Below are 22,767 nucleotides of genomic sequence, written 5' to 3'. Positions count from 1 at the left end.
GCGCGTAACAGTGGGGCCGGGGCTGAACTCGCGTGACTCCACGCGTGAACTCGTTGCCTCGTGTGTCCCGTGACTCGTGTGACTCGTCAAGACTTGAGTCGTTCCCACTCAACTCTCAGCCGCCCAGCTTGACGCGTGCACCGTGCTGAGTAAACTTGAGCGCAGACGGCTCAGGTCTTCATGCCTCCGATTCGGAGCACAGAACCAGAGCCGACGAAGACTCAGAACAGACAAGCACTACAAAAGGAGAACCACACATGTCACGTGCTGTTGGAATCGACCTCGGAACCACGAACTCCTGCGTCTCGGTCCTCGAGGGTGGTGAGCCCAAGGTCATCGCAAACGCCGAGGGCTTCCGCACCACCCCGTCGATCGTCGCATTCACGAAGGACGGCGACGTCCTCGTCGGCGAGACCGCCAAGCGCCAGGCCGTCACGAACGTCGACCGCACCATCGGATCCGTCAAGCGCCACATGGGCACCACCTGGACCCAGGCCATCGACGACAAGAAGTACACCGCGCAGGAGATCTCCGCGCGCATCCTCGGCAAGCTCAAGCGCGACGCAGAGCAGTACCTCGGCGACAAGGTGACCGACGCGGTCATCACCGTCCCCGCGTACTTCAACGACGCCGAGCGCCAGGCCACGAAGGAAGCCGGCGAGATCGCCGGCCTCAACGTGCTCCGCATCATCAACGAGCCGACCGCCGCCGCACTGGCGTATGGCCTCGACAAGGGCAAGGAAGACGAGCTCATCCTCGTCTTCGACCTCGGTGGCGGAACGTTCGACGTCTCCCTCCTCGAAGTAGGCAAGGACGACGACTTCTCCACCATCCAGGTGCGCTCCACCGCAGGTGACAACCGCCTCGGCGGCGACGACTGGGACGACCGTCTCGTCAAGTACCTCATCACCGAGTTCAAGTCGCAGACCGGCGTCGACGTCGCGAACGACAAGATCGCGCTCCAGCGCCTCAAGGAAGCCGCTGAGCAGGCGAAGAAGGAGCTCTCCAGCTCCACCAGCGCCAGCATCCAGCTGCCCTACCTCTCCCTCACGGAGAACGGCCCCGCGAACCTCGACACGAGCATCACGCGTGCGAAGTTCGAGGACCTCACGAAGGACCTCCTCGAGCGCACCCGCAAGCCCTTCGAAGACGTCATCCGCGAAGCCGGCATCAAGGTCGACGAGATCGACCACGTCGTCCTCGTCGGTGGCTCCACCCGCATGCCCGCCGTCGCCGAGCTCGTCAAGAAGCTCAGCGGCAAGGAGGCCAACAAGGGCGTCAACCCGGATGAGGTCGTCGCAGTCGGCGCCGCACTCCAGGCTGGTGTGCTGAAGGGCGAGCGCAAGGACGTCCTCCTCATCGACGTCACGCCCCTCTCCCTCGGCATCGAGACCAAGGGCGGCATCATGACCAAGCTCATCGAGCGCAACACGGCCATCCCGACCAAGCGCAGCGAGACCTTCACGACAGCCGACGACAACCAGCCGTCCGTGCAGATCCAGGTCTTCCAGGGCGAGCGCGAGTTCACCCGCGACAACAAGAACCTCGGCACCTTCGAGCTCACCGGCATCGCACCGGCCCCCCGTGGCATGCCGCAGATCGAGGTCACGTTCGACATCGACGCCAACGGCATCGTGCACGTCTCCGCAAAGGACAAGGGCACGGGCAAGGAGCAGTCGATGACGATCACCGGCGGCTCCAGCCTCGGCAAGGAAGACATCGAGCGCATGGTCCGCGAGGCTGAAGAGCACGCGGAAGAAGACAAGAAGCGCCGCGAAGGCGCCGAGCAGCGCAACATCGCCGAGACCACGGTCTACCAGGTCGAGAAGGTGCTCACCGAGAACGACGACAAGCTCCCCGCCGACGTCAAGAACGAGGTCCAGGGCGATGTCGACGCGCTCAAGACGGCCCTCGCAGGCGACGACGACGCGGCCGTGAAGTCGGCGCTCGACAAGCTCAACACCAGCCAGACGAAGCTCGGCGAGGCCATCTACGCCGCAGCCCAGGCTGAGCAGGCAGCAGAGGCCCCCGCGGCCGACGCACCCGCCGGAGACCAGGCAGCCGACGATGACATCGTCGACGCCGAGGTCGTGGACGACGAGGACGACAAGGACAAGAAGTAACCATGGCTGAAGAGCGAAACGAGTCAGAAGCACGCGGCCCCGAGAACTCGGGCGAAGCAAACGAGCCGATCATCAACGACAAGCGTCGGATCGACCCGGAGACTGGCGAAGTTCGCGACCTCGGCACGGCTGCTGGGGCCGAGTCGGCGGAGTCCACACCGGACGACGCCGACCCGGCCGCCGGCCAGGCTGCTGAAGCCGCGGCTGAAGGCCTGAGCGTCGAGGATCTCGAGAAGCTCCTCAGCGGCGAAGGTGCAGAAGACGCGCCAACGGAAGGCGCCCCCGGCGAGAGCGATCTCGCAGTGGAGCGCCTCCACGACCTGCAGCGCGTCCAGGCGGAGTACGCCAACTACCGCCGCCGCACCGACCGCGAGAAGACCGAGGCCTACGACGCCACCAAGGCGGAAGTGCTCCGGTCCCTCCTCCCCGTCCTCGACGACCTCGACCGTGCCCAGAAGCACGGCGACCTCATCGAAGACACCCCGGTCGCCGTCATCGCGAACAAGCTGCGCACCGCAGTCGAGCGCCTCGGCCTCACCGCCTACGGTGAAGCCGGAGAGGCCTTCGACCCCCAGCGGTACGAGGCCATCGCACAGCTGCCGAACCCCGAGGTCACGAGCGACACGATCGCTGACGTCGTCGAACGCGGCTACACCATCGGCGAGCGCGTCGTCCGCGTCGCGAAGGCAGCTGTCTTCGTACCCGCTTCATAAGCACCGCGATCGGCGCATCCGCCCGATCGAACACGGGAGGGGGCACCGCAGCTGCGGGCCCCCTCCTGTCTTCATCCGGAAGACACGTGCTCATCCCTAGGAACAGAAGGACCATATGGCCAGTCAGGATTGGTTTGACAAGGACTTCTACGCGGTGCTCGGCGTATCGAAGGACGTAGACGAAAAAGACCTCAAGAAGCAGTACCGGAAGCTCGCGCGTCAGTATCACCCTGACTCGCACCCGGGCGACACTGCCGCAGAGGCGAAGTTCAAGGAGATCTCCGAGGCCTACTCGGTCATCTCCGACCCAGAGCACCGCGCCGAGTACGACCAGATGCGCGCCATGGGCTCGGGCGCCCGCTTCCAGCAGGGGCCAGGCGGCCCAGGGGGCGCGGGCTTCGAGGACGTCTTCGGAGGCATGTTCAACGGCGGCGGCGGACGCCGCGGCGCGTCGAACGCCGACTTCGAGGACCTCCTCGGTTCCATGTTCGGCGGTGGTGGTGGCGGCTTCGGGGCAGGCAGCTTCGGCGGAGGCGCCGGCGGGCCTGCCGGGTTCCAGACCGGACCGCAGAAGGGGCGCGACCAGAGCGCATCCACGACGCTCAGCTTCATGACCGCCATCCACGGCGACACGGTCGAGCTGCAGGGGCAGGATGGGCGGGTCGTGAAGGTCCGCGTTCCCGCCGGCGTCGAGGACGGGCAGAAGATCCGCCTCCGCGGCAAGGGCGGGCAGAGCCCGAACGGCGGCGAAGCCGGAGACCTCATCCTCACGGTCGCCGTGCGACCCGACCCCGTCTTCACGCGCTCGGGCCTCAACCTGGAGGTGACCGTGCCGGTCTCCTTCGCTGAGGCAGTCCTCGGCGCCACCATCGAGGTGCCGACCGTCGACGGCAAGACCGTGCGCGTCAAGGTCGCGCCGGGCACGCCGAACGGGAAGACGCTCCGCGTGAAGGGCAGAGGCATCGAGTCGAAGAAGGGCAAGGGCGACCTGCTCGTGCACCTCGAAGTGGCCGTGCCGAATCACCTGTCGAGCGCGCAGGAGAAGGCGCTCGCCGACTTCGTCGCCGCATCCGGAGACGAGAGCCCCCGCGAGGACCTGCTGCGTCTCGCGCGCCAAGGCAGGTAGGGGACGCCCATGGCATTCCCCTCCGACCTCGACGAGGACGCCCCGATCTTCGCGATCGCCATGGCGGCGGAGCTCGCGAACATGCACCCGCAGACGCTTCGCCAGTACGACCGGATGGGCCTCGTCACGCCTCGGCGCACGGCCGGGCGCGTGCGGCGGTATTCGCTTCGCGACGTCGCACAGCTGCGGGAGATCGCGGTGCTGTCGAACGAGGGCGTGAGCCTCGAGGGCATCGCCCGCGTGCTCGAGCTGCAGCGCGAGGTGCTGGGACTGCGCCGCCGCGTCCGGGCGCTCGAGGCGGAACTCGCCGACGAGCGCCTCACGAGGCTCGGTGGTCGCATCTTCGCGGCCGGGGAACGCGGCGATGTCGTGCCCCTCGCCCACGGTCGCCGCACGGCCCGCCGAACCGAGGTCGTCGTGTGGCGGCCGGCGCGCATCCACGATGCCGACGCCGACGATTCCGACGCCGAGGAGCGGCGCCCGAAGCGCACTCGCACGAAAGCCTCGGCACCGCGTACGCGCGCTCCCCGCGCCAAGCAGCCGCCGGACGCGTAAGCCCGCGCCGCGCCTTCCGCCGAACCACCCGCGTCTCGAGCGCCGAAGAGGTCAGTTTCGCCCCATCCTGAGGCCCAGGATGGGGCCAAACTGACCTTTTCGGCGTTCGCGCCGCTTCGTGCGCCGCGCGCGCGCCGCTCCCGAGCCGCGCTGGCTTCCGCGCCGCGCGCGCCGGCCGCCGGCCGCTTCGCGACCGCCGCCTTCCGCGCCGCCGGCCGCCGGCCCCTTCGCGACCGCCGCCTTCCGCGCCGCCTCCCGCTACCCGCGTCTCGAGCGCCGAAGAGGTCAGTTTGGCCCCATCCTGGGGCCCAGGATGGGGCGAAACTGACCTCTTCGCGTCGGGGCACGGGCACGGGCGCGGGTGCGGCGCGCGGGGTGCGGCGCGCGGGGTGCGGCGCGCGGGGCTAGCGGGCTCCGTTGCCGCCGTCGACGCGCCACTGCGCGCCGGTCACGAACGACGCCTCGTCGGAGCCCAGGAACACGACGACTCGAGCGATGTCCAGCGGCTCGGCGTAGCGGCCCATCGGGATAGCGGCCTGGAACCCGGCCTTCGCGGCCTCCGTGTCGCCGCCGCCGAAGTCCTCCTCCAGCCGCCGAACCATCTGCGTGTTCACGCCGGACGGGTGGATGCTGTTGACTCGCACCCCAGTCGGGGCGACCTCGAGCGCGGCGGACTTCGTGAAGCCGACCACGGCGTGCTTCGACGCGACGTAGGCGGAGACGCCGGGCGCCCCGTCGAGGCCCGCCTCCGAGGACGTATTGATGATGCTGCCGCTGCCGCGCTCGGTCATGACCTTGAGGACATGCTTCATGCCGAGGAAGACGCCGCGCACGTTGACGGCGAAGACCTTCTCGTAGTTGTCGACGCTCGCTTCCGTGAGCGGGCCGACGGCGCCTTCGATGCCCGCGTTGTTGAAGAACACGTCGATCGTCCCGAACGCCTCGACGGTCTGGGCGACGTAGCGCTCGACGTCGGCCTCGTCGGTGACATCCGCGGTGATCGCGATGACCTCGCCGTGCGCCGAGAGGCGTTCGCGCGCGGCCTCGAGGGGCTCCGGGAAGAGGTCGACCAGGGCCACGCGTGCGCCCAGCTTGAGGAATTCCTCAGCTGTCGCCGCGCCGATGCCGCCCGCGCCGCCGGTGATGACCACTGAGCGTCCGGTGAAATCTGTCATGTCGCAACTCCTTTGTCGTCTGGTTGTCCGCGTGACGTCGCTCGCCCGCGGCAGTCGTCGACCGCCGGAGCTGTATCTCCGACGGCGCCGCCAGGCTAGGTGCCACGCATGCGCATCCACTGTGTACCGACACAGCGAATGCAACGAAAACATGCGCCCCGCCCCGCCCCCGAGCAGAGGCACGGCCACCGCAGAGTTGTGGCGTGACGTCGTGGCGACGTCGCGCAGCAGCAACAAGCCACAACTCCACGGCCTGGGCGCGCGCGTTCGGGTGCAGGGCGCCGGGCGCGGGTGTTCGGACGCCGGACGACGGGCGCGGGTGTTCGGACGCCGGACGCCGGGCGCGGGATGTCGGACGTCGGACGCCAGTCGTCGGGTGCCGGACGCCGGGCGCCTGAGTCAGGCGTCGGCGGTGAGGCGCTGCGTTCCGATGACCGAGAGCAGCTGCAGCCGGTCGTAGCTCTCCGTGCCAGGCGTGGCCGTCAGCACGAGCAGCGTCTGGTGCTGCGCGGGGTCGATGAGGAACTGGCAGTGCACCTTCATGACCCCGAGCTCGGGATGCTGCACTCGCTTCTCGAGCTCGTGCGTCGCGTTGATCTCGTGGTCGGCCCAGATTGCGGCGAACTCCGGGCTCTCGGCGAGGAGCGCATCCACGACCCGCTGCGCTCGAGAGCCTGGACCCTGCTGGGCGACGAAGCCGCGAGCATCCGCGGCGAACGCTCGAGACAGCTTCTCGTGGTCGGCCGACGGGTAGACGTCGCGGGCGCCGGGCGCCGTGAACCAGCGGTAGACGACGCTGCGGGCGTTGCCGACGAAGCGGGTCTCGTCGCCGAAGAGGGCGCGCGCGGCCGGTGTCTGCACAAGCGTCTCGCCCATGGTCGTCATGACCTGCGCCGGGGTGTCGGCCAGGCGGTCGAGGATGCGCATGAGGCCGGGGGCCACGTGCTCGCCGCCGATGGCGCGGCGAGGTGCCTGGTGGCCGGCGAGGTGGAAGAGGTGGTCGCGTTCCGCGGCCGTCAGCCGCAGGCCACGCGCCATGGCGGCGAGCATCTGCTCCGAAGGCTGGGGGCCGCGGCTCTGCTCGAGGCGACTGTAGTAGTCGACCGACATGTCGCTGAGTGCAGCGACCTCCTCGCGCCGCAGCCCCTGCGTTCGGCGGCGGGGTCCCTTCGTCAGGCCCACGTCCTCGGGCTGGAGCGCCTCGCGGCGGCTGCGGAGGAAGTCGGCGAGCTGGGCTCTGTCCATGAGGCGAGGCTAGCGGGCGACGTGCTCGGCGACGAGCTGTTCGGAGAGCTCCCACAGGCGGCGTGCATCCGCTTCGCTCGCGACGCGCGAGTAGAGCGTCTGCTCGGCCGGGCGGCCGCCGATGTGGCCTGGGCCCTTCGGGCCGTAGAGGCGGCCACCCTTCGCGTCGGGGCTCGTGGCAGCGAGGACGGCGGGGAGGGCGGCGCTCTGCGGGGTGCCGGTGATGCCGACCCGTGAGAGGAGGCGGATGACCTTGACCTCGGTGGTGTCGCTGGCTCGCCCCATGCCCGGCTGCGCGGCGAGGAGATTCGTGGGTGAGACGCCAGGGTGCGAGAGGTTGCTCTGGATGCCCCAGTCGTTCGCCTCGCTGAGGCGGTGGAGGTGCATCCCGAGCAGGCCGGTCGCGATCTTCGACGAGCTGTACGAGCCCATCTTGCTGTAGCTGCGCTCCCAGTTCAGGTCGTCCCAGTTCACGGCGCCCTGGTTGGCGGCGATGCTGATCTGCGTCGTGACGTGCGCCCTGCCCTCCTTGAGGAGGGGGAGCAGGCCGGTCGTGAGGGCGAAGTGGCCGAGGTGGTTGGTGCCGAACTGCAGCTCGAAGCCGTCGCTCGTGGTGCGTCGCTCGGGTGGTGTCATCACCCCGGCGTTGTTGATCAGGATGTTGATGGGGCGCCCGTCTTCGACGAGCTCATCGGTGAGGGTCGAGACCGATGCCAGCGTGGAGAGGTCCAGCCGGCGCAGCTCGAGCTTCGCATCCGGGTTCGCGTTTCGGATGCGCGCGGCTGCCTTCTCGCCCTTGGCTTGGTTGCGGACCGGCATGATGACCGTCGCTCCGGCTCGGGCGAGCCTGGCGGCGATGTTGATGCCGATGCCGTCGCTCGCACCCGTGACCAGGGCGAGTTGGCCGGTGAGGGAGGGGACTGGGATGTCGCGGTTCTTGGGCACGGGATGCTCCTGAGTGGTGTCGATGTCGAGATCGCTCCGCCGGTGAAGCGAAGGTGCAGTCTGGCTGCTGGAACCACTCTGCTGGGTCGATCTTCTTCGATTCAGGGCTCGCTCATCCAGGGATCGGTGATCCCTGGATGAGGCTGGTTGACATACTTACTGAGTTAACTCAGAATTGAGTACGCTCGGCAAAATGCGGGGCGATTCACCAACGCGATCCCGAATTCGGAGTCCCACCCATGCGAGCGTTCACCTTCTCCACGTACAAGACGCCCCTGCGAGAGGCCGATATCCCGGAGCCGATCATGGGAGAGCACGACGTGCTTGTCCAGGTGCAGGCCGCCGGCGTGAACCAGCTCGACGAGAAGATCCGCATCGGCGAGTTCAAGCAGATCCTGCCGTACAAGCTGCCGCTGACCCTCGGGCACGATGTCGCCGGTACGGTGCTGCGGGTCGGCGCCGCGGTTCGCGGGTTCCGTCCGGGAGACGAGGTCTACGCGAGGCCCCGCGATCACCGCATCGGCACGTTCGCCGAGCGCATCGCGATCGACGAAGCGGATGTGGCGCCCAAACCGTCCTCCATCTCCATGGAAGAGGCGGGTTCGCTCCCGCTTGTCGCCCTCACCGCCTGGCAGGCGCTCGTCGAGATCGGCAACGTGCAGCGTGGGCAGAAGGTCCTCATCCACGCCGGCTCGGGCGGAGTCGGATCCATCGCGATCCAGCTCGCCAAGCACCTCGGAGCCGAGGTCGCCACCACCGTCAGCGCATCCAACGCGGCGTTCGCTCGCGAGCTCGGCGCCGACCACACGATCGACTACCGCAACGAGGACTTCGAGCAGCTCCTCGGCGGCTACGACTTCGTGCTCGACAGCCTCGGCGGCGAGAACCTCGACAAGTCGCTCCGCATCCTGGGACCTGGCGGAATCGCCGTCGGCATCTCCGGTCCCCCCACCCCCGACTTCGCCCGGAGCGCCGGCCTGAACCCTGTGCTGCGCCTCGCGATCACTGGGCTCAGCGGCAAGGTCCGCAAGCAGGCGAAACGGCTCGGCGTCGACTACCGCTTCCTCTTCATGCGCGCGAGCGGCGAGCAGCTGCGTGAGATCTCCGCGCTCGTCGAGCGTCGAGCGATCAAGCCGATAGTGGGGCGAGTCTTCCCCTTCGACGAGACCGTGCGCGCGCTCGAGTCGCTGAGGGACGGCGGCCTTCGCGGCAAGGCAGTTATCAGCAGCCGCTGACCATCGGCGGTCAAACCCCACCCACCCCTCAGAGTTTCAAGAGAGAACATCATGAGCACTGCATCCAATGAGCCCGTCGTCACCTCCTACGCGCTCGCCCCGGCGAAGAGCATCACCGTGGGCGGCATCAGCTACGCCTACCGTGAGCTGGGCCCGAAGGAGGACATCCCCGTCATCTTCTTCGTGCACCTCGCGGCCACGCTCGACAACTGGGACCCCCGCATCGTCGACCCCATCGCCGAGAAGCGCCACGTCATCACCTTCGACCAGCGAGGCGTCGGCGCCTCGACGGGCGTCGTCCCCGGCACCATCGAGGAAGCCGCCGACCACGCGTACGAGTTCATCACCGCGCTCGGCTACGACAAGGTCGACATCTTCTCGTTCTCCATGGGCGGGATGATCGCGCAGGACCTCGTCGTCAAGCACCCGGACCTCGTGCGCCGGCTCGTGCTCACGGGCACCGGTCCGCGCGGCGGCAAGGACATGGACAAGGTCGTCGGCGTCACCTACCTCGACCTCGTGCGCTCCATCCTCACCCGCTCCGACATCAAGGAGTTCCTTTTCTTCAATCGTGACGACCGTGGCAAGCGGGCCGCGAAGGCGTTCGTCGCCCGGTTGTCCGAGCGCACGGTCGACCGCGACACGTCGATCAGCACGAAGGCGTTCCAGACGCAGCTGGGGGCCATCCAGCGCTACGGACGCTCCGCGCCCTCCGACCTCTCGACCCTCACGCAGCCGACCCTCATCGCCAACGGCGACAACGACCGCATGGTGCCGTCGGTGCTCTCCAACGACCTGCACAGGCGCATCGCCGGCTCCGAGCTCGTCATGTACTCCGACTCGGGCCACGGAGGCATCTTCCAGTACCACCACCAGTTCGCCCCGGTCGCCGTCGAGTTCCTCACCCGCTGATTGCAGCGGGTGGACAGTCCTAGACCCGCAGAACAACAGCACGCGAACCCTCGACCGTCCCGATGCGGGGAACATTGGACGCGAGACATTTATAGGTAGGTGCCGGATCTTGCGGCCGAGGCCTGCGGCTAGTGGACCTGCTAGTCGTCGAGACGCCTTCGAGTCGTCTGCTTCGTTGCGCGCGGCTCAAGCGAGGGGCGTTCTCGCTCATCGAGAGGGGAGTAAGGATGGCGGTGGCTTCCAACGAGTGCGTTGTAGGAAGCCACCGCGGGACACCTCACCGAGCTGGACGTTGCGCGCACTTTGTCCCCTGACGCGTGTGCCGCATGCGACGGTCCGCACGAGGTTCCCCAACCGGTGCCGCTGAGTGAGGTGGGCCGTGGCCAGCATTCCGCGTTGGTGCGGCGCTGGTTGAAGGGTGGTTAGCCGTTGAAGATGTTGTAGTACCAGAGCGGGGTGCCGGAGCCCTGGGTCGCGGAGGAGCTCTGCGAGCGTCCGTTGACAACGAGGCGGGAGCTGAGTGATGTGCCGCTGCACGAGTTGGGGAGGGTGACTCGTGCGAGCGGGTAGTCCGCGTTGCCGTTGATGGAGTTCGCAGATCGAGCGAAGCTCGTGATCGTGATCGTGGTGTTGGCCGGAATCGGCTGCGTCGTCGTGTAGACCATCGAGGGAGAGGTCGCAGTCTGCGAAGCGGGTGCCGTGAGGCTTCCGGCGGGGGCTCCGCTGATGGATGTCTGGCCGAGGGTGATCTGGCGCGTGCCATCCGCGTAGCTCACGGTGATTCGTGATCCGACCGGGAGTGGCTGCGGGCCGGTGTACGAGAAGGTGGTCGTGATGGCGATGTTGGTGTTGGTGGGAACGCGGTAGTACTCACCTGAGCCGAGGCCGTTGTCGCGAGGGAAGTTGCGAGCACCGGTGCTGGAGATCGTGTAGGCGTACTGGCCAGCATTCGCGGCCGGGATGCAGTTCGACGCGGCGTACGCAGGTGCGGCGACCGCCGTCGCGATCACTGGGAGGGACCAGGCAGCGCCTTGGACGATTGATCGGCGGGTGACGGTGGATTGCTGTTCGGGGGAAGGCATGGAGGACTACTTTCTTCAGTGCGGGGGCAAGGCAGTTGACGTGCGGCGCACATGTTGAAGTGAACTCACAGCCGCGGAGTGAGCATAGGCATAGACCGCTTTCTCGGTGCAGTGTGAGGGTGGGTCCTTCTCATTGAATGGGCCGGTCAATAAATGCCTGTTGATCAGGTTTTTTGATGTGCAGCTGTGGCCAGTTGGTGCTGAATGCCATTTCCGTTCTGAGCGTTGACCGAAATCATTCTGTCGGGTGCTTCGATCTGTTGTGATCCGCTATTTCCAGGGCCGAAGCAGGATTTATCCGGGTGTTTCGTGGCATTGGCACTGGCCGATGTCCCATAACGTGACGAATGAGCCCGCACGTTCGTCTCATCTTTGAGCCGAGCAACCGCCACGAACGCTGCTGCCCGATGCGTCGCTTTCAGTTGTGAGCTCTTCCTTTGACGTCCGACGGATGGAGTGTTTGTGTCTCGACAGCCCAACAGCCCCGGATTCGACGCGCACCAGGGTGCAGGGTGCGCAGGGCTCGCGCGGACGATGTCCCTCTCCGTCGATGAGGTTGGTCAGGCTGCGGTGGAGACGGCGCGAGCCTGGGGTTGGCACATTCAATCGCCCGGTGAGGGCTTCGAACTGCATGGTGACGTGGTGAAGAGTGAGACCTTCGCGCTGAGTCGATATCGACACACGGCAGCGTCGTTCCGCTACGTGGTCCCGCGGGTGTTTGCGGGGGGAGCCGCTCGGTTGCTCCTGGCATGTCTCGAGGGTGAGGTCGAGGTCGAGGTTGCGGGGGTCAAGGAGAGACTCACGCCCGGTCGCGTGCTCTTCGCGAACCCCGAAGACCTCGTTGGCAAGAGTGCCGACGTGCCGGTCAGTAATCTGCTCGTGATCTTCCCTCGCCCCCAACCGGTCACGGACAATTATGTGAGCGCCGCCGCTGCATCGGCGACGTACCTGCAGATCTTGATCGATGCCTCCGCTTCCATTCTCAGCAGTCGAGCGAGCGTGCAGGACGCCGCCTTCAAGCGGGTTGGGCTGGCCGTTGAGGCGTTGATTTGGGCGCTCGCTACCCATACCGAACTTCGAACGATGTCGAGCGCGAGCAGTGAACTCGCTCGTGTCTACAACGAGGCCGTGAAGTATGTGGCCCTGTTCGCGGGAGATGCGGCGACCACGGTGTATTCGATGGCGACCGCGCTCGGGGTCTCGCAGCCGCACCTCTATCGCGCTTTCGCGGCAACTGGCGAGACCCCGTCGGTCTATCTTCGACGCGCAAGAGTGCGCCTCGCTGAGCGGTTGATCGCAGATGGCGTCGCCGCTGAGATGGCAGCTAGAGGGTCCGGTTTCGGAACCGTCAGGCGCATGCGAAACGCACTCGCCGGAAAATCACCCCCCGATCCCGAGATGTGACCGCCGCTCGTGGACCAGGCCTTTTCGGGCGGAGCCTGCGCGAACGACTCCTCCTTCCGGCGCCTGCTACGGCCAGTGCTCCACTGAATCTTGGAGATTGGCATGTCCGCTGGGCTCGAACGTCACACCACTCTGCGGTTCTGCCGCTAGCTGGTCGCGCGGCTGAGCTGCGGGTAGACCGCCTCGAGCGGGGCGCTGAGTCCTGCCCTCAGCTGCACCGACGTCTCGTCGGCGAGCACCTCGTACTCGCCTGCCTCGCTCGCGTCGAAGACCTTCGAGACGAGCACGGCCGGGTCGGTCTTCGGGTCATCGGTGTGCGCGGCCATGGCCGTGTCGACCCAGCCGACGTGGACGCCCACGACGTGCACGCCTGCTGGCTGGAGTTCGAGGCGCAGCGAGTTCGTCGCCGACCAGAGTGCGGCCTTCGTGGCGCTGTAGATGCCGTTGACCGCGTACCAGCTGAGTGCCGAGTGCACGTCGATGATGGCTGCGCCCTCACGGTTCGAGAGGAGCGGCGCGTAGGCGCGCGCGAGGAAGACGGGTCCGAGGAAGTTGGTCGCGACGTTCGCCCGGATCTCCTCGTCGCTGTGCGACAGGATGCCCGGGGACGAGACCGAGGCCCCGGCGTTGTTGATGAGCACGGTCACGTCGGGTGCCGCCTCGACGACGGCGGCGATGGATGCCGAGTCGGTGACGTCGAGGGCGAGGGGCACGACCCGCTCGTCGTCCCAGGTTCGTGGCGTGCGGGCCGTGGCGTAGGCCTTGGCGGCGCCGCGGGCGAGGGCCTCGCGGACGAAGTTCGTGCCGATGCCCCCGTTCGCGCCGGTGACGAGGACAACTGCTCCGTTGAGTGAAGGCATGTGTGGCTCTTTCTAGTCGGTGGGTTGTCGCGGACCTCCGGGCAGCGGATGGGTGCTGCGGCGGCGTGGAAGAATCGGCACGGGTACCGAACCCACACCTTAGCGACTAAACTCATAACTGAGCATGCTCACGAATTATTCCCGGAGGAGATCTGGATGACCACCGACGTCCGTCCGATGGGTCGCCGCGAGCGAAACAAGCTCGACAAGCTCGAGCGCATCACGGCGGCTGCTGGCGAGCTCTTCGCCGAGCGCGGGGTCGATGACGTCACCACGCAGGAGATCGCGGACCGCGCCGACATCGGCACCGGAACGCTGTTCCTCTACGCCAAGACCAAGGGCGAGCTGCTGCTGCTCGTGCAGAACTCCATGTACGAGGCTGCGCTCGAGGAGGGTCGGGCGGCTGTGGCCGAGACGACCGGCGCGCTCGACGGCGTGCTTGCCGTGCTTCGCCCCGTCGTCGCGTGCAACCGCAAGCAGATCGAGAACGGGCGAACCTACCTGCGGGAGATGGTCTTCGGCGACCCGGAAGAGCCTCGGCATGCAGAGGCGCTGGCACTGACGAGCCAGACCCAGGACCTGGTCGCCGACGTCATCGAGCGGGAGACCGCCGCCACGAACGACACCGCGCGCACGCTTGCGCGGGTCGTCTCCGCCATCATGTTCACGACCATGGCCGCGTCGATCAACGCCTCGCTGTCCGACGACGACCTCGTCGAGCAGGTGCGCGCGCAGGTCCGGGCGGTGCTGCCCGCCTGAATCGATGTGCCGGTCCGGGATCCCCGAACCGGCACGTCGCCGGCGCTCCGCTCGCCCTTTGCGCTCTCTGTTACCCCTTCGCGTTCTGCACGAGCCCGCCGAGCGCCGCCTCATCGAGTGGGCTGCCGGGGAACGCAGCTACTCGCCCGAGCGGCATGGAGCCGAGCATCTTGAGCATCTCCGGGTCGGCCAGCATTCCGGCCAGGCCGCTGTCGCCCTCGAGCAGTGCGGTGCGCAGCAGCGGGCCACCCCGCTCGTCGTCGAGCCACTCGGCGATCGTCGAGGTCTCGTCGAGGGTGAGCGCGAGCTCGTCACCCGCGACCGCTACCTGCGTCGAGGCGCGGAGGTCGCGGCTCGAGGCACCAACCTCGACGAGGTACTCGCCGCCCTCGACCGTCCACTGCCCGGCGATCGGGTGGAAGTAGGCGAGCTCGGAGCGAGGCACCTCGATGGTGACGGGGATCGTCGAGCCGGCAGCCACCTCGACGACAGCGAACGCAGCGAGCGAGCGCGTCGCGCGCGGCACGGCGGAGCCGGGGAGGCCCGTGTAGACCTGCACGACCTCGCGGCCGTCCCTGCTCCCTGTGTTGGTGATCTCCACCTGGATGCGCAGACCGCTGTCGTCGACCGCGACGGCGAGGTTGTCGTAGGCGAAGCTCGTGTACGACAGGCCGTGGCCGAACGGGAACGAGACCTCGCTCGCACGCGCGTCGTAGCCGCGGTAGCCGACGAAGATGTCCTCGCCGTACCGCACGTGGCCGAACGCGCCGGGGAACCCGACGTGCGCCGGGGAATCCTCGAGGCGCACGGGAACCGTCTCGGCGAGGCGCCCGGACGGGTTGACGACGCCGAAGAGCACGTCGGCGATCGCGCCGCCGCCTGCCTGCCCGAGGAGCCAGCCCTCGACGATCGACGGGGCGAGGTCCTGCCACGTCGAGGTGCGGACGACACCGCCGTTGGAGAGCACGACGATGACGTGCTCGTTCGCCGCGTGCACGGCCTCGAGCAGCTCGAGCTGGTCGGCGGGGAGGTCGATGTGCGCGCGGTCGAAGCCCTCGGACTCCTCGTGCGCGGGCAGGCCGAGGAAGAGGAGCGCGACGGATGCGCTCGCGGCGGCCTCGACCGCATCCGCTCGCAGCGCGTCGGCGTCGCCGGAGTCGTCGAGCGTGAAGCCGGGCGCGAATCGGACCCGGTCGCCGGCGACCCGGCTCAGCTCCGTGAGGGCGTCGTCGAGCCGGGTCGGGTTGATGAGCGAGCTGCCGGCGCCCTGGTAGCGGGGAGTGCGCGCGAACTCGCCGATCACCGCGATGCTCTCGCTCGAAGCGGGGTCGAGTGGCAGCAGCTCGCCCTCGTTCTTCAGCAGCACGATGCTGCGCCCGGCGGCCTCGCGGGCAAGTGCGTGGTGTGCCTCCGCGTCGTAGCTGGCGGATGCGTCTGCGCCCGCGACGATCTTGTCGACGAGCTCCAGCGCGCGGCGGGCGGCGGTGGTCACGTGCTGCTCGTCGAGGTCGCCGGAGCGCACCGCATCCACCAGCTGAGCGTCCGTGCGCCCGCCGCTGGCCGGCATCTCGAGGTCGAGCCCGGCCGCGATGCCGGTGACGCGGTCGTCGACGGCGCCCCAGTCGGAGACGACGAGGCCCTCGTAGCCCCATTCCTCGCGGAGGACGGTGGTGAGCAGCCAGTGGTTCTCGGAGGCGTAGACGCCGTTGATCTTGTTGTAGGAGCACATGACGGTCCACGGCTGCTGCTCGGTGACGACGCGCTGGAAGGCGCGCAGGTAGATCTCGCGGAGGGGGCGCTCGTCGACGTCGGCGCTGATCCGCAGCCGGTCGGTCTCCTGGTTGTTCGCGGCGAAGTGCTTGAGCGACGACCCGACGCCCTGGCTCTGCAGGCCGCCGACGAGGGCAGAGCCCATGACGCCGCTCACGAGCGGGTCCTCGGAGAAGTACTCGAAGTTGCGCCCGCACAGCGGGGACCGCTTGATGTTGATGCCGGGGCCGAGCAGCACGCCGACACCCTCCGCCTTGGCCTCCTCGCCGAGCGCGACACCCACGCGGCGCACGAGGTCCGCGTCCCAGCTCGAGCCGAGCGCGACGGCGGGCGGGAAGCACGTCGCAGGGACGCTGTCGGCGAGGCCGAGGTGGTCGCCGCCCTCCCGCTGCAGGCGCACCCCGTGCGGCCCATCCGTCAGCGTCACGGCCGGGATGCCGACCCGCTCGACCGCCTTCGTCGACCAGAAGCTCCCGCCGCTCGTCAGGGAGGCTTTCTCCTCGAGGGTGAGGTCGTCGAGGTGCTCAGCGTGGGTCATCGTCGTGCTCCGATCTGTCGTGCGGGGGAGTGCTCGCGGCCCGGAGATCAGGGCGCGTGGCGTTCCAGATAAGCGTAGATCTCGCTGTCGTCGACGCCTGGGAACCGGCCAGCGGGGAGGGATGCGAGGATCTGCGCGTGCAGGCGGGCGCTCGGCCAGGCGCGCCCGGACCAGCGTGCCGCGAGGGTCGGGTCGGGCCGCCGGCAGCAGGTCTCGTCGGGGCAGCGCGACATCTGGCGGTTCTCGGTGTCGCGGCCGCGGAAGTACTTCGCGTCGTCGAAGGGCACCCCGAAGGTGATCGAGAAGGCGCCCTCGGCGGACCTGCCCGTCTGGATGGTGCTCCAGAACGTGCCGGCGGGCGTGTCCGTGTACTGCCAGAACTCGGTCGTGCGGTGCTCGATCTCCGTCGCACGCCTCGCCCCCCAGCGGCGGCAGACGATCTGCCCCTCGACGGCGCCGGTCACGTCGAGCGGCAGGGGGAGATCGTCGTTCTCGTAGGCCTTGTAGACCTCCCCGACGGCGCCGACGCGCAGGAAGTGCACGCGCATCCCGAGGTGCTCGGTCATGAGGTTCGTCATGCGCAGGGCGGCCGCCTCGTGGGTGACGCCGAAGGCATCGCGGAAGTCCTCCACGGCGAGGTCGCGGTCCTTCTTGCGGGCGCTCAGGAAGTCGACGGCCTGCGTGCGCGGGATGAGGCAGGCGGCCGCGAAGTAGTTGATCTCGAGCCGCTGGCGCAGGAAGTCGGCGTACGAATCGGGGGGCGTATGGCCAAGGATGCGGTGGGCGACGGCCTGGAGAGCGATGGATCGCAGCCCGTGGCCGCCCGGGATCGACTCCGGCGGCAGGTAGATGCGCCCGTTCTCGAGGTCGGTGATGCTGCGCGTGGAACGGGGGAGGTCGTCGGCGTAGACGATCTCGAGGCCGAGCTGCTCGACCATGAGGTGCACCTCGCGGTGCGTGAGCGCCCCCGCGACGTGCCCGACCTGGCGGAGGCGCTCCTCGGCGACCGCCTCGATCTCCGGCAGGTAGTTGTTGCGCTCCCGCATCCACGCCCGCTGCTGTGTGTTGCGGATGCGCGCCTCCTCGGGCGTCGCAGAGGCGGCCTGTGCGCGTCGCTCGAGTTCCCGGTGCAGGCCGACGAGTGTCTCGAGGGTGTCGTCTGGCATGCCCTTGCCCCCGCGCAGCTTGGGGAGCCCGAGCCCCGCGAACAGAGGGGACGACTGGGCGCGCTTCAGCTCGAGCTCGAGCGCGGCGCGGCTGTTCGGCGCTTCGGCGCGCACGAGGTCCTCGACCGTCACCCCGAGGGCCCTCGCGAAGGAGGGGAGCTCCGAGGGCTTCGGCTCGCGGCGTCCGTTCTCGATGAGCGAGATGCGGCTGGGGCTCGTCTCGAGCTGCGCCGCGAGGTCGTCGAGAGTGAGCTTCGCGAGCGAGCGGTAGTGGCGGATGCGGGCTCCGAGCACGGAGGCGGTGTACACGTCGGCGGGCATGGCATGACGTTAGCGCAAGAACAGTACTTCTTTACACGTATTTCCACGAAAGAGTGCCCAATTCGCGACGAATACTGAGTTCATCCCGTCGACAACCGTCAACGACGACACCCAAGGACTCACCATGACGCTGCTCCACGAACCCCCGACCTCCGCAGACGCATCCGCGAGCAACGAGGCGTACGTCCTCCCCTTCAGCGCGGTGCGCCTCTCGGACATCCCCGAGGTTGGCGGCAAGAACGCCTCGCTCGGCGAGCTCATCGCGAACCTCACGGACGCCGGAGTGCGTGTGCCGGACGGCTTCGCCACGACGGCGAGTGCCTTCAACCGGCACCTGCGCGAGACGGGCATCGACGCGTGGATCCGCGGTGAGATCGTGGGCCTCGACGTCGACGACGTGGCGCGCCTCGCGATCGTCGGTGCCCGCATCCGTGCCCGCATCGAAGCCGCCCCGCTCGCCGCGGAGCTCGAAGCAGCCATGCGCGAAGCCTTCGCCCGTCTGGACGCCGAGACCGACGGCCAGCTGCTCGTCGCGGTGCGCTCGAGCGCCACCGCGGAGGACCTGCCGGACGCGTCGTTCGCGGGGCAGCAGGAGACGTTCCTCAACATCGCGGGCATCGAGAACGTGCTCGCCGCCACCCGCAAGGTCTTCGCGTCGCTGTTCACCGACCGCGCCATCGCCTACCGCGTGCACCAGGGCTTCGCGCACACCGGCATCGCGATCTCCGTCGGCGTGCAGCGCATGGTGCGCTCCGACGAGGGCGCAGCCGGGGTCATGTTCAGCATCGACACCGAGTCGGGTTACGACGGCGCGGTGTTCGTGACGAGCGCCTACGGGCTGGGCGAGGGGGTCGTGCAGGGCGCGGTCAACCCCGACGAGTTCACGGTGCACAAGCGCACGCTCCGCGAGGGGCGGCCCGCTGTGCTGTCGCGCCGAGTCGGCAGCAAGGCGACCCGCATGGTCTTCACGGAGGACACCCACGTCGGGCGCACCACCGAGTTCGTCGAGACGTCACTGGATGCGCAGCGCCAGTTCTCCGTCACCGACGCCGAGGTCACCGAGCTCGCCGAGGCGGCGCTCGCGATCGAGGAGCACTACGGGCGGCCCATGGACATCGAGTGGGGCAAGGACGGTATCGACGGACGCATCTACATCCTGCAGGCCCGCCCGGAGACCGTCGTCTCGCGGCGATCAGCCGGCACGCTCGAGCGGCACAGCCTGCTGGAGCGCAGCGCGACGCTCGTCGAAGGCCGGGCGATCGGGCAGCGCATCGGCGCTGGCGTCGTGCGCCTGCTCACCTCCCCCTCGCAGATGAGCGAGTTCCGCCCGGGGGACGTGCTGGTCGCCGACATGACCGACCCCGACTGGGAGCCGATCATGAAGCGCGCCTCCGCGATCGTCACGAACCGCGGCGGCCGCACCTGTCACGCCGCGATCATCGCCCGCGAGCTCGGTGTCCCTGCCGTGGTCGGGGCCGGCGACGCGACCGAGCGCCTCGCTGACGGCGACGAGGTCACCGTGACCTGCGCCGAAGGCGAGACGGGCGCCGTGCTCGCCGGCATCCTCCCCATCGAGGTCGAGCGCATCGAACTCGACTCCTTCCCGGAGCTGCCGGGCAAGATCATGCTCAACGTCGGCAACCCGGACGCCGCGTTCACGCTCGCCGCCCTGCCGAACGACGGCGTGGGGCTCGCGCGCATGGAGTTCGTCATCTCGCGCCAGATCGGCGTGCACCCTCGTGCGCTGCTCGAGCTCGACGACCAGGAGGCGAGCATCCGCGCCGCCATCGACGAGCGCATCGCCGCCTACGACTCTCCCGCCGACTTCTTCGTGCGCCGCCTCGCCGAGGGCGTCGCGACGCTCGCCGCCGCGTTCGACGGGAAGCCCGTCATCGTGCGGCTCTCCGACTTCAAGTCGAACGAGTACGCGGGGCTGCTCGGGGGTGCCCGCTACGAGCCCGTCGAGGAGAACCCGATGCTCGGCTTCCGCGGTGCCGCGAGGTACATCTCCGACGACTTCGCCGAGGCGTTCGCGCTCGAGTGCGAGGCGATCAGGGTCGTCCGGGACGACATGGGGCTCACGAACGTGAAGGTCATGATCCCATTCGTGCGCACGGTCGAGGAGGCCCGCGCGGTTGTCGAGCGCCTCGCGGAGAACGGGCTGCGCCGCGGCCAGAACGGCCTCGAGGTGATCATGATGTGCGAGGTGCCCTCCAACGCGCTCCTCGCAGAGCAATTCCTGGAGCTCGTCGACGGCTTCTCCATCGGCTCGAACGACCTCACGCAGCTGACGCTCGGCATCGACCGCGACTCCGGCCTCATCTCCGACAGCTTCGACGAGCGCAACCCCGCAGTGCTTCGCCTCATCGACCTCGCGATCGACGCCTGCACGAAGCACGGACGCTACGTCGGCATCTGCGGGCAGGCGCCGAGCGACCATCCCGAACTCGCCCAGTACCTGTTCGACCGTGGCATCTCCTCGCTGTCGCTCAACCCGGACAGCGTCGTGGAAACGTGGGCGAGGCTCGCCGCGAACCTCTGAGGCGGAGGGCTGGCGTGCCGCCTTCGAGCGGGACGCCAGCTCGCGGTCGCAAGCGGTGCCGCTCGCGCGGCTGACACAATCGGTGGATGATGAGCGACGAGAGCCTGCCCAACGTATTCTCGTGGCGCGGGAGGACCGTGCGCTGGGACAGCTTCGGGGAAGGGCCAGCCCTCGTCTTCCTGCACGGCACCCCGTGGTCGTCGGCGCTGTGGCGGCCGATCGCGGAGGCCCTCTCCGCGCAGTTCACCGTCTACCTGTGGGACATGCCCGGCTACGGCTCCTCGTCGAAGGACCCGTCGCATGCCGTCGACCTCGGCGTGCAGGGCGAGCTGTTCGCCGAGCTGCTCGAATCCTGGGGCCTCGACCGGCCGCACGTCGTCGCCCACGACTTCGGCGGCGCGGTGGCACTGCGTGCTCGACTGCTCCACGGGGCCGCGTACGCGTCGCTGGCACTCGTCGACGTCGTCGCCCTCTCGCCGTGGGGTTCGCCGTTCTTCAACCTCGTGAAAGAGCACGCCGCGGTGTTCGAGCAGCTGCCGCCCGCGGTGCATCGCGGCGCCGTGGAGGCGTACATCCGCGGAGCCAGCCACAAGGGCCTGAGCGCGGATGACCTCGCCATGCTCGTGGATCCGTGGGCGGATGCGGAGGGGCAGGCGGCGTTCTACCGGCAGATCGCGCAGGCCGACGAGCGCTTCACGGCGGAGGTCGAACCGCGCTACGGCACCCTCACGGAACCCGTGCACATCGTGTGGGGGCGCGAGGACACCTGGATCCCGAGCGACCGGGCGCAGCGGCTCGGCGCGCTCATCCCGAACGCCTCGGTCACCCTCATCGACGGCGCAGGCCACCTGATCCAGCTGGACGCTCCCGCAGCGCTCGCGGCTGAGCTCACGCGGTGGACAAGTGGCGTCCGAGATCCGGCGGGCAGGCGGGGTAGGCAGCAGGGCTGAGGTGGCGCGCCCTGCTCAGAACTCCCGCGCGGCCACATCCGCTCGAGTCGACTTCTCCAGGAGTGTCTGGAGCCGGTTGGCAGGCAGTGGCGCGCCTGGGTCGCTGAGGTAGTCCGCGTGGAACGCGTCAAGATCCGCCACGTAGACCTGCGTGTAGGCACCGGACTCCGGTTCGAAGCGCCACGACTCGGCAAGCGTGCCGGCATCGACGGTGTCGAAGCCGAGAGCGTTCACGAGTTCGGAGACTCCCGCCTTGGCGGCGTCGTCATCGCCGGCGATCGGCAGCGCGGTGCGTGGCGTCGAGTTGGCGAGATTCGGGATGTGGGTGAAGAGGATGCTGTTGAACGCCTTGACGATGCGTGCATCCGGAAGCAGAGACTGCTCGTATTCGGCGGTTGTGGTTGCGAGGGTATCGAGCTGCTCGATGCGGCCGTCGCGGTGGGGGTAGTAGTTCCCTGTTGACAGGACCGTCTTCCCCGCGAAGGTGGCCTGGGGGAGCTTGGGGTAGGCCGCCAGCGGCACGGCCAGCACAGGGATGTCACCGAACTGCACGGCCTCGTTCACAGTGCCAGCCCGCGCTCGTGGGCCGAGCTCCCTGATCAGCTCGGCGAGCGATGCGGGCCCGCGCGAGTTCGCGATCAGCACCTCCCAATCCGCGGCGACCGCCAGACGGGCGACCGCTGCTCCGATGGATCCGCTGCCGATGATTCCGATGCGCTTCATGCTGCTCTCCTTGGGGTTGAATGATCGGCTCGCAGTTCCCAGCCGCTCCTCGTGAGCGCCGCCAGCGCAGCGCCAGATGCCTCGTCTGCCATCGCGGCTCCTCGCACCCAGCTGGCTGCGAGCGCCGCGAGGAAGAGGTCGAGCGCGCGGATGTCGGTGCGCGCGCTTCCCTCGCGCTGCGCGGCGAGGAGGAATTCCTCGGTCGTCGTGATGAAGCCCTGGCAGGTCAGCGCTAGGGGGGACAGCTCGGTGGTCGTCGCGACGCGCAGCGGTTCGGGGAGCCCGTCGAAGGCGCACGCCCATTCGGTGACCGCGTTCAGCCAGCCGTCCAGGGCCTCGGCTGCGTTCTCGGCGGAAGCACCGAGCTCGTCGCGGCGGGCCACGAGCGTTTCGTCGCGTGCGGTGAGCAAGGCGGCGAGCAGGGCCTCGCGGTTGGGGAAGTGGCGGTAGAGCGTGCCGGCGCCGATGCCAGCGCGCTTCGCGATCGCGTCGAGCGAGCCAGTGACCCCGTGCTCTGAGAAGTACTGCTCTGCGGTGTCGAGGATGTGGTCGCGGTTGCGACGAGCGTCGGCTCGTGGGGCGCGGGGTCTTCCCGCCGTTGTTTCAGTCATATGGCACCTCGG

Annotated in this window: 18 protein-coding genes and 1 pseudogene; 10 read left to right on the top strand and 9 right to left on the bottom strand. The window is 68.5% G+C overall.

The window, feature by feature from the left end; all coding sequences use genetic code 11:
- Positions 1-257: 257 nt before the first annotated feature.
- The 4 genes and pseudogenes from dnaK to C5B99_RS15360 all read left to right on the top strand — a co-directional run.
- On the top strand, positions 258-2,123 hold the full coding sequence (dnaK, locus tag C5B99_RS15375; RefSeq protein WP_104243663.1) for a molecular chaperone DnaK: 1,866 nt from the start codon (positions 258-260) through the stop codon (positions 2,121-2,123).
- A gap of 2 nt (positions 2,124-2,125) precedes the next feature.
- Positions 2,126-2,836: a nucleotide exchange factor GrpE gene (locus tag C5B99_RS15370; protein ID WP_104243661.1), complete on the top strand. Its 711-nt coding sequence runs from the start codon at positions 2,126-2,128 to the stop codon at positions 2,834-2,836.
- Between the two features lie 115 nt (positions 2,837-2,951).
- Positions 2,952-3,962, top strand: coding sequence for a DnaJ C-terminal domain-containing protein (locus C5B99_RS15365; protein ID WP_104243659.1), 1,011 nt, complete (start codon positions 2,952-2,954; stop codon positions 3,960-3,962).
- A 9-nt stretch (positions 3,963-3,971) separates the two neighbouring features.
- A pseudogene (locus C5B99_RS15360) lies at positions 3,972-4,418 on the top strand (heat shock protein transcriptional repressor HspR); the annotation flags it as partial.
- Positions 4,419-4,921: 503 nt separating this feature from the next.
- Here C5B99_RS15360 and C5B99_RS15355 read toward each other — a convergent pair.
- The 3 genes from C5B99_RS15355 to C5B99_RS15345 form a co-directional block, all read right to left on the bottom strand.
- Entirely contained in the window at positions 4,922-5,692 is a 771-nt protein-coding gene (locus tag C5B99_RS15355) for an SDR family NAD(P)-dependent oxidoreductase (protein WP_104243655.1), read from the bottom strand.
- Between the two features lie 399 nt (positions 5,693-6,091).
- Positions 6,092-6,937: a helix-turn-helix transcriptional regulator gene (locus tag C5B99_RS15350; RefSeq protein ID WP_104243653.1), complete on the bottom strand. Its 846-nt coding sequence runs from the start codon at positions 6,935-6,937 to the stop codon at positions 6,092-6,094.
- A 9-nt stretch (positions 6,938-6,946) separates the two neighbouring features.
- Complete coding sequence (locus C5B99_RS15345) at positions 6,947-7,882, bottom strand: SDR family oxidoreductase (RefSeq protein ID WP_104243651.1); 936 nt, start codon at positions 7,880-7,882, stop codon at positions 6,947-6,949.
- Positions 7,883-8,121: 239 nt separating this feature from the next.
- Between C5B99_RS15345 and C5B99_RS15340 the strand changes: the two genes are divergently transcribed.
- Entirely contained in the window at positions 8,122-9,117 is a 996-nt protein-coding gene (locus C5B99_RS15340; protein ID WP_104243649.1) for an NADP-dependent oxidoreductase, read from the top strand.
- A 51-nt stretch (positions 9,118-9,168) separates the two neighbouring features.
- Positions 9,169-10,029, top strand: coding sequence for an alpha/beta fold hydrolase (locus C5B99_RS15335; RefSeq protein ID WP_104243647.1), 861 nt, complete (start codon positions 9,169-9,171; stop codon positions 10,027-10,029).
- A 422-nt stretch (positions 10,030-10,451) separates the two neighbouring features.
- Here the strand turns inward: C5B99_RS15335 and C5B99_RS15330 are convergent, their stop codons facing one another.
- Positions 10,452-11,111 carry a hypothetical protein gene (locus C5B99_RS15330; protein ID WP_146082024.1) on the bottom strand — a complete coding sequence of 220 codons (660 nt, stop codon included), beginning with the start codon at positions 11,109-11,111 and terminating at the stop codon, positions 10,452-10,454.
- 534 nt (positions 11,112-11,645) lie between these two features.
- Here C5B99_RS15330 and C5B99_RS15325 point away from each other — a divergent pair.
- Positions 11,646-12,515: a helix-turn-helix domain-containing protein gene (locus C5B99_RS15325; protein WP_146082023.1), complete on the top strand. Its 870-nt coding sequence runs from the start codon at positions 11,646-11,648 to the stop codon at positions 12,513-12,515.
- 146 nt (positions 12,516-12,661) lie between these two features.
- Here the strand turns inward: C5B99_RS15325 and C5B99_RS15320 are convergent, their stop codons facing one another.
- Positions 12,662-13,375, bottom strand: coding sequence for an SDR family oxidoreductase (locus C5B99_RS15320; protein WP_104243641.1), 714 nt, complete (start codon positions 13,373-13,375; stop codon positions 12,662-12,664).
- A gap of 156 nt (positions 13,376-13,531) precedes the next feature.
- Between C5B99_RS15320 and C5B99_RS15315 the strand changes: the two genes are divergently transcribed.
- The gene (locus C5B99_RS15315) at positions 13,532-14,134 is read left to right on the top strand and encodes a TetR/AcrR family transcriptional regulator (RefSeq protein ID WP_104243639.1); all 603 of its coding nucleotides are present in this window, start codon (positions 13,532-13,534) and stop codon (positions 14,132-14,134) included.
- 70 nt (positions 14,135-14,204) lie between these two features.
- Here C5B99_RS15315 and C5B99_RS15310 read toward each other — a convergent pair whose 3' ends face one another.
- Positions 14,205-16,442 (bottom strand): beta-glucosidase, encoded by a 2,238-nt coding sequence (locus tag C5B99_RS15310; RefSeq protein WP_104243637.1) that lies wholly within the window; start codon positions 16,440-16,442, stop codon positions 14,205-14,207.
- 47 nt (positions 16,443-16,489) lie between these two features.
- Positions 16,490-17,929, bottom strand: coding sequence for a helix-turn-helix domain-containing protein (locus tag C5B99_RS15305; RefSeq protein WP_104243635.1), 1,440 nt, complete (start codon positions 17,927-17,929; stop codon positions 16,490-16,492).
- A 124-nt stretch (positions 17,930-18,053) separates the two neighbouring features.
- On the opposite strand from C5B99_RS15305, the gene ppsA reads away from it, so the two are divergent.
- Complete coding sequence (gene ppsA / locus C5B99_RS15300; RefSeq protein ID WP_104243633.1) at positions 18,054-20,471, top strand: phosphoenolpyruvate synthase; 2,418 nt, start codon at positions 18,054-18,056, stop codon at positions 20,469-20,471.
- An 86-nt stretch (positions 20,472-20,557) separates the two neighbouring features.
- On the top strand, positions 20,558-21,421 hold the full coding sequence (locus C5B99_RS15295) for an alpha/beta fold hydrolase (RefSeq protein ID WP_104243632.1): 864 nt from the start codon (positions 20,558-20,560) through the stop codon (positions 21,419-21,421).
- Between the two features lie 15 nt (positions 21,422-21,436).
- Here the strand turns inward: C5B99_RS15295 and C5B99_RS15290 are convergent, their stop codons facing one another.
- Together C5B99_RS15290 and C5B99_RS19725 are read right to left on the bottom strand one after the other, a co-directional pair.
- Complete coding sequence (locus C5B99_RS15290) at positions 21,437-22,144, bottom strand: NADPH-dependent F420 reductase (RefSeq protein ID WP_104243630.1); 708 nt, start codon at positions 22,142-22,144, stop codon at positions 21,437-21,439.
- Positions 22,141-22,755: a TetR/AcrR family transcriptional regulator gene (locus tag C5B99_RS19725; RefSeq protein WP_104243628.1), complete on the bottom strand. Its 615-nt coding sequence runs from the start codon at positions 22,753-22,755 to the stop codon at positions 22,141-22,143. The genes C5B99_RS15290 and C5B99_RS19725 overlap by 4 nt, the downstream gene beginning before the upstream one ends.
- Between the last annotated feature and the right edge of the window lie 12 nt (positions 22,756-22,767).

It is taken from the genome of Pseudoclavibacter sp. Z016 (genome assembly GCF_002931215.1).
Lineage (GTDB): Bacteria > Actinomycetota > Actinomycetes > Actinomycetales > Microbacteriaceae > Pseudoclavibacter.
This window is presented reverse-complemented; position numbering and strand designations above follow the sequence as displayed.

Coding starts and splice junctions, on each gene's coding strand:
- C5B99_RS15295 (WP_104243632.1), top strand. CDS start 20,558: ATGATGAGCGACGAGAGCCTGCCCAACGTATTCTCGTGGCGCGGGAGG.
- C5B99_RS15330 (WP_146082024.1), bottom strand. CDS start 11,111: ATGCCTTCCCCCGAACAGCAATCCACCGTCACCCGCCGATCAATCGTC.
- C5B99_RS15370 (WP_104243661.1), top strand. CDS start 2,126: ATGGCTGAAGAGCGAAACGAGTCAGAAGCACGCGGCCCCGAGAACTCG.
- C5B99_RS15310 (WP_104243637.1), bottom strand. CDS start 16,442: ATGACCCACGCTGAGCACCTCGACGACCTCACCCTCGAGGAGAAAGCC.
- C5B99_RS15335 (WP_104243647.1), top strand. CDS start 9,169: ATGAGCACTGCATCCAATGAGCCCGTCGTCACCTCCTACGCGCTCGCC.
- C5B99_RS19725 (WP_104243628.1), bottom strand. CDS start 22,755: ATGACTGAAACAACGGCGGGAAGACCCCGCGCCCCACGAGCCGACGCT.
- C5B99_RS15325 (WP_146082023.1), top strand. CDS start 11,646: ATGTCCCTCTCCGTCGATGAGGTTGGTCAGGCTGCGGTGGAGACGGCG.
- ppsA (WP_104243633.1), top strand. CDS start 18,054: ATGACGCTGCTCCACGAACCCCCGACCTCCGCAGACGCATCCGCGAGC.
- C5B99_RS15340 (WP_104243649.1), top strand. CDS start 8,122: ATGCGAGCGTTCACCTTCTCCACGTACAAGACGCCCCTGCGAGAGGCC.
- C5B99_RS15355 (WP_104243655.1), bottom strand. CDS start 5,692: ATGACAGATTTCACCGGACGCTCAGTGGTCATCACCGGCGGCGCGGGC.
- C5B99_RS15305 (WP_104243635.1), bottom strand. CDS start 17,929: ATGCCCGCCGACGTGTACACCGCCTCCGTGCTCGGAGCCCGCATCCGC.
- C5B99_RS15365 (WP_104243659.1), top strand. CDS start 2,952: ATGGCCAGTCAGGATTGGTTTGACAAGGACTTCTACGCGGTGCTCGGC.
- C5B99_RS15350 (WP_104243653.1), bottom strand. CDS start 6,937: ATGGACAGAGCCCAGCTCGCCGACTTCCTCCGCAGCCGCCGCGAGGCG.
- dnaK (WP_104243663.1), top strand. CDS start 258: ATGTCACGTGCTGTTGGAATCGACCTCGGAACCACGAACTCCTGCGTC.
- C5B99_RS15290 (WP_104243630.1), bottom strand. CDS start 22,144: ATGAAGCGCATCGGAATCATCGGCAGCGGATCCATCGGAGCAGCGGTC.
- C5B99_RS15320 (WP_104243641.1), bottom strand. CDS start 13,375: ATGCCTTCACTCAACGGAGCAGTTGTCCTCGTCACCGGCGCGAACGGG.
- C5B99_RS15315 (WP_104243639.1), top strand. CDS start 13,532: ATGACCACCGACGTCCGTCCGATGGGTCGCCGCGAGCGAAACAAGCTC.